Annotated in this window: 12 protein-coding genes and 1 pseudogene; 7 read left to right on the plus strand and 6 right to left on the minus strand. The window is 72.2% G+C overall.

Features of this window, described 5'->3' with window-relative positions:
• Positions 1-7 precede the first annotated feature (7 nt).
• The 4 genes from ACIBG8_RS32870 to ACIBG8_RS32885 are packed head-to-tail and all read right to left on the minus strand — an operon-like array spanning position 8 to position 3,713.
• Positions 8-928: an ABC transporter ATP-binding protein gene (locus ACIBG8_RS32870; RefSeq protein WP_397346938.1), complete on the minus strand. Its 921-nt coding sequence runs from the start codon at positions 926-928 to the stop codon at positions 8-10.
• Complete coding sequence (locus tag ACIBG8_RS32875) at positions 925-1,884, minus strand: ABC transporter ATP-binding protein (RefSeq protein ID WP_397346939.1); 960 nt, start codon at positions 1,882-1,884, stop codon at positions 925-927. Before ACIBG8_RS32875 ends, ACIBG8_RS32870 begins: the two co-directional genes overlap by 4 nt.
• Positions 1,868-2,713 (minus strand): ABC transporter permease, encoded by an 846-nt coding sequence (locus ACIBG8_RS32880; RefSeq protein WP_397346940.1) that lies wholly within the window; start codon positions 2,711-2,713, stop codon positions 1,868-1,870. Before ACIBG8_RS32880 ends, ACIBG8_RS32875 begins: the two co-directional genes overlap by 17 nt.
• 1 nt (position 2,714) lies before the next feature.
• The gene (locus tag ACIBG8_RS32885) at positions 2,715-3,713 is read right to left on the minus strand and encodes an ABC transporter permease (protein WP_397346941.1); all 999 of its coding nucleotides are present in this window, start codon (positions 3,711-3,713) and stop codon (positions 2,715-2,717) included.
• Between the two features lie 74 nt (positions 3,714-3,787).
• Between ACIBG8_RS32885 and ACIBG8_RS32890 the strand changes: the two genes are divergently transcribed.
• Genes ACIBG8_RS32890 through ACIBG8_RS32915 form a run of 6 tightly spaced genes read left to right on the plus strand, consistent with a single transcriptional unit; the run spans position 3,788 to position 8,879 of the window.
• The gene (locus tag ACIBG8_RS32890) at positions 3,788-4,918 is read left to right on the plus strand and encodes an ROK family protein (RefSeq protein WP_397346943.1); all 1,131 of its coding nucleotides are present in this window, start codon (positions 3,788-3,790) and stop codon (positions 4,916-4,918) included.
• Positions 4,919-4,962: 44 nt separating this feature from the next.
• Entirely contained in the window at positions 4,963-6,141 is a 1,179-nt protein-coding gene (gene aroC, locus ACIBG8_RS32895) for a chorismate synthase (protein WP_397346944.1), read from the plus strand.
• Positions 6,138-6,638 (plus strand): shikimate kinase, encoded by a 501-nt coding sequence (locus ACIBG8_RS32900; protein WP_397346947.1) that lies wholly within the window; start codon positions 6,138-6,140, stop codon positions 6,636-6,638. The genes aroC and ACIBG8_RS32900 overlap by 4 nt, the downstream gene beginning before the upstream one ends.
• Positions 6,635-7,705: a 3-dehydroquinate synthase gene (aroB, locus tag ACIBG8_RS32905; RefSeq protein WP_397346948.1), complete on the plus strand. Its 1,071-nt coding sequence runs from the start codon at positions 6,635-6,637 to the stop codon at positions 7,703-7,705. Before ACIBG8_RS32900 ends, aroB begins: the two co-directional genes overlap by 4 nt.
• Positions 7,702-8,127 carry a type II 3-dehydroquinate dehydratase gene (gene aroQ, locus ACIBG8_RS32910; RefSeq protein WP_397346949.1) on the plus strand — a complete coding sequence of 142 codons (426 nt, stop codon included), beginning with the start codon at positions 7,702-7,704 and terminating at the stop codon, positions 8,125-8,127. Before aroB ends, aroQ begins: the two co-directional genes overlap by 4 nt.
• Positions 8,124-8,879, plus strand: coding sequence for an SGNH/GDSL hydrolase family protein (locus ACIBG8_RS32915; RefSeq protein WP_397346950.1), 756 nt, complete (start codon positions 8,124-8,126; stop codon positions 8,877-8,879). The genes aroQ and ACIBG8_RS32915 overlap by 4 nt, the downstream gene beginning before the upstream one ends.
• Here ACIBG8_RS32915 and ACIBG8_RS32920 read toward each other — a convergent pair.
• Positions 8,863-9,297: a nitroreductase family deazaflavin-dependent oxidoreductase gene (locus ACIBG8_RS32920; protein WP_397346951.1), complete on the minus strand. Its 435-nt coding sequence runs from the start codon at positions 9,295-9,297 to the stop codon at positions 8,863-8,865. The two genes, ACIBG8_RS32915 and ACIBG8_RS32920, sit on opposite strands and share 17 nt — an antisense overlap.
• 40 nt (positions 9,298-9,337) lie before the next feature.
• Between ACIBG8_RS32920 and ACIBG8_RS32925 the strand changes: the two genes are divergently transcribed.
• A complete protein-coding gene (locus ACIBG8_RS32925) occupies positions 9,338-10,543 on the plus strand; it encodes an MFS transporter (RefSeq protein ID WP_397346952.1) in 1,206 nt (401 codons plus the stop codon).
• Between the two features lie 501 nt (positions 10,544-11,044).
• Here ACIBG8_RS32925 and ACIBG8_RS32930 read toward each other — a convergent pair.
• Positions 11,045-11,707, minus strand: a pseudogene (locus tag ACIBG8_RS32930) (BTAD domain-containing putative transcriptional regulator); the annotation flags it as partial.

An 11,707-nucleotide genomic window follows, 5' to 3' on the forward strand; every position in this document is an offset into this window, starting at 1 on the left:
TGTCAGGTCAGGCGTGGAGCCAGCAGTCGGTCCACTGTCCGGTGGGGAACTCGGCGCGGGGCGGTTGCTCCCGGGCGCAGGCGGGCCGGGCGTGCGGGCAGCGGGGTTCGAACCTGCAGCCGGGTGGCGGGTCGGTGAGGCTGGGCGGCTCGCCGTACGAGAGTTCCTCCTTCAGGACGCCGAGGTCGCGGGACGGGTCGGGGGCGCAGTCGAGCAGGAGCTGGGTGTAGGGGTGGCGTGGACGCTGGATGACCTCCTCGGCGGGACCGGACTCGACCATGCGGCCGCCGTACATCACGCAGATCTCGTCGCACAGGTAGCGGGCGCTGGCGATGTCGTGGGTGATGTAGAGGATGGACAGGCCGCGCCGGTCGCGCAGCTCGGCGAGCAGGTTGAGCACGTCCAGGCGGATGGAGACGTCCAGCATGGAGATCGGCTCGTCGGCGAGCAGCACGCTGGAGCCGACCGCTAGCGCGCGGGCGATGACGACGCGCTGCCGCTGGCCGCCGGACAGCTCGTGGGGGAGCTTGGCCATGTACTCGGGGGCGAGGTTGACCTGGGCGAGCAGGTCGGCCGTCGCCTCCTCGATCGCCTTCCTGCCGCGCAGGCCGCTGTGGATGCGCAGCGCCCTGCCGATCGTGTAGCCAACCGTGCGCAGGCCGTTGAGCGAGCTGAACGGGTCCTGGAAGATCAGCTGCACGTGTTTGTGGTAGTCGCGGGCGTCGCGCACCGGCCGGCCGTTCAGCCTGATCTCGCCCTCGGTCGGGGCGTGGAACATCGCCAGCATCCTGGCCAGCGTGGTCTTGCCGCTCCCGCTCTCGCCGACCAGCCCGACGATCCTGCCGGGGCTCAGGACGAGGGAGACGTCCTCGACGGCGCGCACCCCGCCGGGGAAGTGCTTGCTCACGTGCAGGGCTTCGAGCGTCACCGGGCCGCTCCCGTCAGGTGGCAGGCGACCGTACGGCCGTCGACCGCGCGCAGCTCCGGCCTCGACTCCTCGCACAGGGACAGGCGGCGGTCGCAGCGGGGGTGGAAGGCGCACCCGGGCGGCGGGTGGCGCAGGTCGGGCGGCGAGCCGGGAATGCCGTGGAGGCGCTCCCTGGCCGCGCGCAGCGGGGGGAAGGAGTCGCGCAGGCCTCTGGTGTACGGGTGCAGCGGGTCGTGGTAGATGCCGGTCGCGTCGCCGATCTCCACGATCCGCCCGCCGTACATGACCGCGATGCGGTCGGCGACCTCCAGCAGCAGCGGCAGGTCGTGGGTCACGAAGATCACCGCGAAGCCGAGCTCCTGGCGCAGCCGCACGATCTGCTGCAGGATCAGGCGCTGCATGACGACGTCCACGGCGGTGGTGGGCTCGTCCATGACGACCAGGTCGGGCTCGCAGGCCAGGGCCAGCGCGATCGAGGCGCGCTGGCGCATGCCGCCGGACATCTCGTGCGGGTAGGCGCGGACCCGCTCGGCGGGAATGCCGACCATCGTCAGCAGCTCCTTCGCCCGCTCCCGCGCCGCCTCCTTCCTCATCCCGCGCAACGCGTCGGTGAACTGGTCGCCCACCCGCATGAGCGGGTTGAGCGCGTCCATCGCGCTCTGCAGCACGATCGACAGCGACGTCCACCGGTAGCGGCGCAGCTCGCGCTCGCTCAGCGGGACCAGGTCGACCGGCTCGCCGCCGCGCGGGTGGTGGATCACCCGCCCGGCCGTGGTGCGCGCGGGCGGCCGTTGCAGCCGGGTGAGCGCGGTGATCAGGGTGGACTTGCCAGAGCCCGACTCCCCGGCCACGCCGAGGATCTCGCCGCGCTCCAGCGTGAACGACACGTCGACGCACGCCTTGACGGCCTGGCCGTACTGGACGGTGAGGCCCTCGACCTCAAGCAGCGGGTTCACGGTGCCTCCTGAGCCGGGGGTTGCTCATCTCGTCGATGCCGAAGTTCAGCAGCGCGATCGCCGAGCCGAACAGCGCGATGCAGAAGCCGGGCGGGCCGAACCACCACCACATGCCGCGCAGCAGCGCGCTCTGCTGCTGCGCCTCGCTGATCATGCTTCCCCAGGAGATCGTGTCCGGGCTGACGATGCCGAGGAAGGCCAGCGCGGCCTCGCCCAGCACGCCGCCGACGACTCCGGCGAGGAACAGCGCCGAGATCAGGCCGGTCAGGTGCGGCAGGATCTCGTAGAACACCAGGCGGGTACGGCTCTCGCCGACCATCCGCATCGCGGCCACGAAGTCCCGCGCGCGCAGCGACATCGTCTGGGCGCGCAGGTAGCGTGCGCTGGCCGACCAGCCGAGCACGCCGAGCAGCAGCCCGATGGTCACCGGTCCCGCCTGGTCGAGGTAGCCGGCGATGATGAGGATGAGGGGCAGGCCGGGCAGCGTGAGCATGACGTTGGTGGCGACGGTGAGCACCTTGTCCGTCCGCCCGCCGGCGAAGCCCGCGGTGAGCCCGACGAGGACGGCCAGCCCGGTGCTCACCACGCCGGTCACCAGCCCGACCAGCACCGAGCCGCGCGCCCCGACCAGCACCTGCGCCAGGATGTCCTCGCCCGACTGGGTCGTGCCGAGCGGGTGCGCTCCGCCTGGCCCGACGCCGAGCGCGTCGTAGTCGATGGTCCGCGCGCCGAGCCCCAGCAGCGTCCCTGCCAGCCACGGCCCGGCCAGGGCGAGCAGCGCGAACGCGGCCAGCAGCACCGCGCCGACGCGTACCTTTCCGTTGCGCATGTCAGCGCTGCTCCTTCGTCCGCGGGTCGAGCGCGGCGTAGACGGCGTCCGCTGCGAAGTTCGCGGTGACCGCGAGCAGGGTGATCATCAGGAAGATCATCTGCATGACCGGGTAGTCCTTGCCCTTGACCGCCTCGAACAGGACATGGCCCAGGCCCGGGTAGGAGAAGACCACCTCGGTCACCAGCTCGCCGCCGATCACCGCGCCGACCGCGACGGCCAGGCCGGTGACGTTGGGCAGCATCGCGTTGCGCGCCGCGTACCGGAACAGCACCCGTACGGCGGGCAGCCCCTTGGCCCTGGCCAGCAGCACGTAGTCCTCGCTGATGGTGGTGACCATCATGTTCCGCATGCCGAAGAGCCAGCCGTTGAACCCGACGAAAATCAGCGACACGGCGGGCAGCGCGCCGTACCATAACGCGCTGCCGAGGAACTCGGGGCTGAGCGCCGGGTCCAGGTCGGGGTCGTGCGCGCCGCCCAGCGGGAACCACTCCAGCTCGAAGGCGAACACGTAGAAGCCGATGAGCGCCAGCCAGAAGGCGGGGATCGCGTGCAGGAACGTCGTGGCCGGTGCGATCACCGAGTCGAGCCGCCCGCCGGGCTTCCAGCCCAGCACCGCGCCCAGCCCCGTGCCGAGCAGCCAGGCGACCACCGTCGTGCCGCCGACCAGCGCGACCGTCCACGGCAGCGCGTCGCCGACCAGCGTGGCGACCGGCATGGGGAAGTGGTGCAGCGAGGAGCCGAAGTCGAGCCGCGCGACCGAGGCGAGGTAGTCGAGGTACTGGCGGAACACGTCCTTGGTCGGGTCGCCGAAGAACCGCCTGATCGCCGCGAGCTGCTCGGCCGACAGCGACTGGCCGGTCTGGCGCCTGAGCCGGTCGGCCAGCTCCTCGGCAGGGTCGCCCGGCATGAACCGCGGCACCAGGAAGTTGACCGTCACCGCCACCCACGTGGTCAGCACGTAGAACCCCAGCCGGGACAGCAGGAACCGCAACCCCATCACCTCCTTGCGCGCTTCGGGGGAAGCGCCTTTATAGTGGAGTCCACCATTAATCCGCGTCAAGAGGGGGAAATGTGGCGCTCGCTGTAGGCGGCGGCGATCTCCAGCGGCTCAGGCGGCTCAACGCCCTGACCGTCATCTCGACCCTGCGCGCCGAGGGCCCGCTCGCGCTCACCCAGCTGGCCGAGCGCACCGACCTGGCCAGGGCCACCATCAAGGAGCTCGTCCGCGACCTGGTCGAGCAGGGCTGGGTGGCGGAGATGGACCCGAGCGCGGGCGGCAAGGGGCGGCCGGCCCGCCGCTATCGCTTCCGCGCGGACAACGGGCGGGTCCTCGGCCTCGACATAGGAGCGCACAAGGTCCTGGCCGCCGTCGCCGACCTCGACGGGAACGTGCTGCACCTGGCCCGCGAGCCGGTCGCCCCCGAGCAGTCGCGCGCCGAGCGGCTGGCCGCCGTGGACAGGGCCGTCGACGCGTGCCTGGCCGGGGCGGGGGTGGCGCCAGCCGACGTGTGGGCGGCCACGGCGGGCAGCACCGGCTACGTCGACCTCGACGGGCGCGTGGTGCTCTCCCTGGCCATCCAGGACTGGTCGGGGGTGCCGCTGGCCGAGCACCTGGGCGCCAGGCTGCCCTGCCCGGTGCTGGTGGAGAACGACAGCAGGCTCGCCGCGCTGGCCGAGTGCCGCAGGGGCGTCGCCCGCGACGTGCCCAACCTGATCTTCCTGCACATCGGGCGCAGGGCGGGCGCCGCCGTCGTGCTGGACGGCGTCCCGCTGCGCGGCGGCGCCGGCGCGGCGGGAGAGATCGGCCTGCACCCGCTGTTCAACCTCAGCCGCTCCAGCGACCTGCTCCAGGAGGGCTCGGCCGACTACTGGGGGGTGTTCGAGGCGGCCAGGCGCGGCGAGAGGGACGCGCAGGCCGCGGTGATGCGCTACGTCAAGCTGCTCGGCCTGGCCACGGCCGCGATGGCGCTGACCGTCGACCCTGACCTCATCGTTCTCGGCGGCGGGTTCTCCCGCTCGGCCGACATGCTGCTCGGCCCGCTGGAGGCCGAGCTCGCCGCGATGTGCCTGCGCACGCCCGAGCTGCGGGCCTCCACGCTCGGCGACGAGTGCGTGGCGATCGGCGCGATCTGCTACGCCGTCGATCACCTCAACGGGCTGCTCTTCAACCCGCTCGATAATGGTGGATTCCACCGTATGTGAGGTGGGTGCAGGCGCACCCGGCCGCACATGGAAGACTTGACCCCATGTTGCGCTGGTTGACCGCAGGAGAGTCCCACGGCCCCGAGCTCGTCGCGATCTTGGAAGGCCTCCCCGCCGGGGTCGAGGTCACCACGGCGGCGATCGACGAGGCGTTGCGCCGCCGCCGCCTCGGCTACGGCCGCGGCGCGCGCATGAAGTTCGAGCAGGACGAGGTGAACATCGTCGGCGGCGTACGGCACGGCCGCACGATGGGCAGCCCCGTCGCCATCCGCGTGGGCAACACCGAGTGGCCCAAGTGGGAGAAGGTCATGGCGGCCGACCCGGTCGACCCCGCCGAGCTGGAGGGCCTGGCGCGCAACGCCCCCAGGTCGCGCCCCAGGCCGGGGCACGCCGACCTGGCGGGCATGCAGAAGTACGGCTTCGACGACTCGCGCAACGTCCTCGACCGGGCCAGCGCCCGCGAGACGGCGGCCCGCGTCGCGCTCGGCGAGGTCGCCAGGCGCTTCCTCAAGCAGGCGCTCGGCGTCGACATCGTCAGCCACGTCACCGAGATCGGCGGCGCGGTCTCGCCCGGCGCCTTCCCCGGCCCCGGCGACCTGGCCGTCATCGACGAGGACCCGGTGCGGTGCTTCGACCCGGCGGGCAGCGCGGCCATGGTCGAGGTGATCGACAGGGCGCACAAGGACGGCGACACCCTCGGCGGCGTCGTCGAGGTCCTCGCCTACGGCCTGCCGCCGGGCCTGGGCAGCTACACCCACTGGGACCGCCGCCTCGACTCCCGGCTGGCCGGGGCGCTCATGGGCATCCAGGCGATCAAGGGCGTGGCGGTCGGCGACGGCTTCGAGACCGCGCGCCGCCCAGGCTCGCGCGCGCACGACGAGATCGAGTACACCACCGAGGACGGCGTCAAGCGCATCACCAACCGCGCGGGCGGCGTCGAGGGCGGCATGACCAACGGCGAGATCCTCAGGGTCAGCGCCGCGATGAAGCCGATCTCCACCGTCCCCAGGGCGCTGGCCACGATCGACGTCAAGACCGGCGAGGCGGCCAAGGCCCACCACGAGCGCTCCGACGTCTGCGCGGTCCCGGCCGCCGGCATCGTCGCCGAGGCGATGGTGGCGCTGGTGCTGGCCGACGCCGCGCTCGAGAAGTTCGGCGGCGACTCGGTCGAAGAGGTCGCGCGCAACCTGTCCGGCTACCTCTCCTCGATGGTGATCAAGTGACCACAGCAGTCCTGATTGGACCTCCTGGATCCGGCAAGTCCACGCTCGGCCGGTTGCTGGCCGAGCGGCTCGGCGTCGCCTACCGCGACACCGACCTCGACGTCGAGGTCGTCGCGGGCAAGCCGGTGTCCGACATCTTCATCGAGGACGGCGAGGAGCACTTCCGCGAGCTGGAGCACCAAGCCGTCGCCAAGGCCCTGGCCGAGCACGATGGAGTGCTGTCGCTCGGTGGCGGCGCGATCCTGCGCGAGGACACCCAGGCGCTGCTCGACGGGCACCAGGTCGTCTACCTGCAGGTCGGCCTGGCCGACGCGGTGCAGCGGGTCGGCCTGAGCTCGGCGCGGCCGCTGCTGGTGCTCAACCCGCGCAGCACGCTGAAGAAGCTCATGGACGAGCGGAAGCCGATCTACGAGCGGCTGGCCGTACTCATCGTCAACACCGACGGGCGCGACCCGCGCGAACTGGCCGACGAGATCGTGAAGGGCCTGGGCCGATGACAGCCTCGCGCATCACCGTACGCGGCGACAACCCGTACGACGTGGTCGTCGGCACGGGCGTGCTGGGCGAGCTGCCCGGACTGCTCGGCGCCGGCGTCCGCACGGTCGCCGTCATCCACCCGGCGTCGCTGCCGGAGATCTCCCGCCCGGTCGTGCACGCGCTGGAGAAGGCCGGGTTCGAGGTCGTCGCTCTCCCGGTGCCCGACGGCGAGGCCGCCAAGACCGTCGAGGTCGCCGCCGGGCTCTGGTCGGCGTTCGGCCGCTACGGCGTGACCCGCTCCGACGCCGTCGTCGGCGTCGGCGGGGGAGCGACCACCGACCTGGCCGGGTTCGCCGCCGCCACCTGGCTGCGCGGCATCAAGGTCGTGCTGGTCCCGACCACGCTGCTGGCCATGGTCGACGCGGCCGTCGGCGGCAAGAACGGCATCGACACCCCCGAGGGGAAGAACCTCGTCGGCACCTTCCTGGCCCCCGCCGGGGTGCTGTGCGACCTGGCGACGCTGCCGTCGATGCCCCGCCAGGACTACGTGGCCGGGCTCGCCGAGATCATCAAGGGCGGTTTCATCGCCGACCCGACGATCCTCATGCTCGTCGAGGACGACCCGGACGCGGCGGCCAGGCCCGAGGGCGAGCACACCCGCGAGCTGATCGAGCGCAAGATCCAGGTGAAGGCCGACGTCGTCGGCGCCGATCTGCGCGAGGCCGGGCTGCGTGAGATCCTCAACTACGGACACACCCTCGCCCACGCCATCGAGCGCGCCGAGAGCTACCACATGCGCCACGGCGAGGCCGTCGCCATCGGCATGGTCTACGCCGCCGAGCTGTCCAAGCTCGCCGGCCGCGCCGACCTGGTGGAGCGCACCCGCGACATCCTGACCTCGGTCGGGCTGCCGACCTCCTACCGCAGGGACGCCTGGCCCGAGCTGCGCGACCACATGCGCCTGGACAAGAAGAACCGCGGCGCCAAGCAGCGCTTCGTGGTCCTCGACGACCTGGCCAAGCCCGGCAGCCTCGAAGACCCGGCGGAGGAGCTCCTGGAGGCCGCCTACGACAGGGTGGGGCGATGATCTACGTATTCAACGGGCCCAACCTGCGCAGGCTCGGCATCCGCGAGCCGTCCATCTACGGCGCTGACACCTTCGACGACCTGGTGAAGCTCTGCGTCGAGACGGGCAAGGAGCTGGGCCACGAGGTCGAGGTCAGGCAGACCGACGACGAGGCGACGCTGGTCGGCTGGCTGCACGAGGCCGCCGACGGCAAGATCCCCGTGGTGCTCAACCCCGCCGCGTTCACCCACTACTCCTACGCCCTGCGCGACGCCATCGCGCAGCGCACCGCTCCCCTCGTCGAAGTGCACATCTCCAACCCCGCCGCGCGCGAGGAGTTCCGCCACACCTCGGTGGTGGCGGCCGTCGCGACGGGGACGATCGCCGGGTTCGGACTGCAGTCCTACGTGCTGGCGATCCAGGCCATCGCGAGGATGCAGTGATTTTTCGGTCTTTCGTCGCCTTGGGCGACAGCTTCACCGAAGGCATGAACGACCCCGGGAAGGACGGCGCCTTCAGGGGCTGGGCCGACCGGGTCGCGGAACGGCTGGCCGTCGACGACCCGTCGTTCCGCTACGCCAACCTGGCCGTGCGCGGCAAGCTCATCGACCAGATCGTCGCCGACCAGGTGCCGGTGGCCGTCGAGATGGCGCCCGACCTGATCAGCTTCTGCGCGGGCGGCAACGACCTGATGCGGCCGGGCAGCGACCCCGACGTGATGGCCAAGAAGGTCGCGCGAGCCGTACGCGACCTGCGGGCCACCGGCGCCGAGGTGCTGCTGTTCACCGGGGTGGACCCGCACGACATGCCGCTCATGCGGCGCATGCGGGGCAAGTTCGCGATCTTCTACCTGCACGTGCGGTCGATCGCCGACCTGTACGGCTGCCGCCTGGTCGACCAGTGGTCGATGCAGAGCATCCGCGACTGGCGCGCCTGGAGCGCCGACCGCATCCACCTGAACGAGGACGGCCACCGGCTGGTCGCCGCCCGCGTCCTGGACGTGCTCGGCGTGCCTGGCGAGGAGTCCTGGCGGCACGACTGGCCCGCCCGTGACGTGGACCCGCGGGTCAGGCGGCGCGAGGACGCGCTGTGGGTGCGCGAGTTCCTGGTGCCCTGGGTGAGCCGCCGCCTGCGCGGCCGGTCGTCGGGCGACGGCCTCGACCCGAAACGCCCTGACCTCAGCCCTTACGCGTGAGGATGACCACGGGGATGTCCCTGCTGGTCTTCTTCTGGTAGCTGTCGTAGGTCTTGAACACCTTCACCATGATCGGCCACAGCCTGGCCTTCTCCTCCGGCGTCGCCGTACGGGCCGTGGCGTCGAAACGGTCGGCTTCCACCTGTACCTGGACGTTGGGGTCGGCGTCCAGGTTGAGGTACCACAGCGGGTGGGCGTCCGCGCCGCCCTGGGAGCCGACGACCAGGTAGTCGTCGCCGTCCTGGCCGTAGTAGAGGGCGGTACGGCGCAGCAGGCCGCTCTTGCGCCCGCGGGTGGTCAGGAGCAGGGCGGGCGCGCCGTGGTACTGGTGGCCCTGGGCGCCGTCGCTCTCTATGTACTGCTGGACATGCTTGGCGACCCATCCGGTCGGGCTGTCCACGATCTCTTCGTTGCTCATATCCCCACAAAAGCTGATCTATTGCCTTACCGTCTAGCGTGTGCGCGGGGAGTTTCGGCAGGTTTTTGCCGTACGAGAGTTTCAGGGGTTATGGGTTGGTTCGCTGTTGTCGCGCGGGGGTGATCAGCTTTCCCGGGTCGCTCTGGCCGTCATCGCCTACCAGCGCACGGGGTCGCCGGCGCTGACCGCGGTCGTCTACGCGCTCACCCTGCTGCCCGGCCTGCTCGGCGGGCCGCTGCTCGGGTGGCTCGCCGACCGCTACCCCCGGCGCGAGGTGATGATCGCCTGCGACGTCGTCCGCATGGTCCTCATGGCGCTGGTCGCCGTGCCCGGCATCCCGCTGTGGCTGCTCGGCGGGCTCGTCTTCGCGTCGCAGTTGCTGGAGTCCCCGTCGCGGGCGTCCAGGATCGCGATGCTGCCCGACGTGCTGCCCGAGTCCGTCTACGCGACCGGGGTGGCCGTCAACCACCTGACCAGCCAGTTGCTGTCGCTGATCGGCTTCGCGGCGGGTGGCGTGGTGGTGGCGCTGACCGGGCCGTCGACGTCGCTGCTGATCGACTCGGGGACCTTCGCGCTGTGCGCGCTGGTCACCCTCGTTCTCGTACGGCGGCGCCCGGCGGCCCGGCGGGGATCCGCCTCCTGGCTCGCCTCCACCAGGGGCGGATTCCGGCTCATCGCGGGCTCGCCGCCGCTGCGCAGCCTCCTGGGGCTGGCGCTGCTGGCCGCCTTCCACGTGGTTCCTGAGGCGATCGCGGTGCCCTACGCGTCGTTCCTGGGGTTGGGGACGGTGGAGGCGGGGTTCATGATGGCGGCGCTGCCGGTGGGGAACGTGGTCGGGGTGTACGTGATGACCAGGTACGCCCCGGTGGCGATGCGGCTGCGGTGGATGGGGCCGATGGCGGTGCTGGGGTGCGCGCCGCTGCTGGCCGGGCCGCTGCATCCCGGGCTCTTCGCGCTGCTGGTGTTGTGGACGGTGACCGGGGTGCTGACCGCGTACCAGGTGTCGGCGAACGCGGAGTTCGTCCGCGTGGTGCCCAACGAGCAGCGGGGACAGGCGGTGGGGCTGGCCAGCTCAGCCCTGACCGCCGTGCAGGGCCTGGGCGTAGTGGTGGGTGGGCTGCTCGTCCAGTGGACCGACCCGCCGACGGGACTGGCGATCGCCGGGGCCGCCGGGCTGCTGGTCGGCCTCTTCGCCGCCCTCGCCTGGCGCCGCGCCCAGACCTCCACCACCCCGACCCCCGCCTGACAGGTACAGGTGGGCCGCGCCCTCCAGGGTGGCGAGGATCTGGCGGCTGGTGACGATCACCGCGCAGCCCGCGCCCGAGGGGAGGAGGGGCCGCACCTGCGAGGGGTCGCGCGCGTCGTCCAGGACCACGAGCACGCGCCGCCCCGCCGTCAGCGAGCGGTAGCGGTTGGCCGCCTCCGCCTCGTCCGCGGGGAGGTCGGCGGCGCCGAGGGAGCGAAGGAAACCCTCCAGCACCTCCAGCGGCGACCTCCCGCGCAGGTCCGCGTACAGCAGGCCGTCGGGGAAGGCCGAGGCGACCTCCGACCCCGCACGCACCGCCAGCGCCGTCTTCCCGGCCCCGCGGGGTCCGCTGATCGCGGCGATGGGCACGGAGCCGTCCGTCTCGCTGGTCAGCAGTGCCCGCAACCGCGCGAGCTCCCGCGTGCGCCCGGCGAACCCGCGGACGGGGGCAGGGGCGGCCCGCCGTACGACCGGGCTCATGATCGTGTCGAGCGCGTCCCGCAGGTGCGCCCCCGGCCGCACGCCCAGCTCCCGCCCGAGCACCGCGCACCCCTCCCGGTACACCTCCAACGCGTCCGCCCGCCGCCCGCACCGGTGCAACGCCACCATGAGCTGCGCCCGAGCACCCTCGCGCAGCGGGTTCTCCCCGACGAACGTCGTCAGCTCGCCGATCACGTCGCCGTGCCGTCCGAGCCCGAGCTCCAGCGCCACCCACTCCTCGTGCACGTCGAGCCGCAGCTGCTCCCACCGGTCGGCCGCCGCGGCGACCTCTCCCAGCCCGGCCAGCACCGGCCCGCGCCACAACGTGAGCGCGTCGCGCAACCCCTCGGCCGCCTCCGGCGGCGCGGCCAGGCGGGCCGACAGGATCCGCGCCTCGGCGATCCTGGCGTCCAGCCGTACGGCGGGCACGCGGTACCCCGCGCCGACCGTCTCGATCACACCCGGCAGCACCTTGCGCAGCTTGGACACCGCGATGGCCACCTGCCCGCGCACCGACGACGGCGGGTCGTCGCCCCACACCAGCCCGACGAGCCGGTCGATCGGCACCACCTGCTCGTCGGCCAGCAGCAGCGCGGCCAGCGTCGCCCGGGTGCGCGGCCCGCCCAGCGGCACCGCCCGCCCGCGGGACACGACCTCCAGCGGACCCAGGATCCGGAACTCCAC

It is taken from the genome of Nonomuraea sp. NPDC050556 (genome assembly GCF_044457355.1).
Taxonomy (GTDB): Bacteria; Actinomycetota; Actinomycetes; order Streptosporangiales; family Streptosporangiaceae; genus Nonomuraea.

Coding starts and splice junctions, on each gene's coding strand:
- ACIBG8_RS32885 (WP_397346941.1), bottom strand. CDS start 3,713: ATGGGGTTGCGGTTCCTGCTGTCCCGGCTGGGGTTCTACGTGCTGACC.
- ACIBG8_RS32920 (WP_397346951.1), bottom strand. CDS start 9,297: ATGAGCAACGAAGAGATCGTGGACAGCCCGACCGGATGGGTCGCCAAG.
- aroQ (WP_397346949.1), top strand. CDS start 7,702: ATGATCTACGTATTCAACGGGCCCAACCTGCGCAGGCTCGGCATCCGC.
- ACIBG8_RS32880 (WP_397346940.1), bottom strand. CDS start 2,713: ATGCGCAACGGAAAGGTACGCGTCGGCGCGGTGCTGCTGGCCGCGTTC.
- aroC (WP_397346944.1), top strand. CDS start 4,963: ATGTTGCGCTGGTTGACCGCAGGAGAGTCCCACGGCCCCGAGCTCGTC.
- aroB (WP_397346948.1), top strand. CDS start 6,635: ATGACAGCCTCGCGCATCACCGTACGCGGCGACAACCCGTACGACGTG.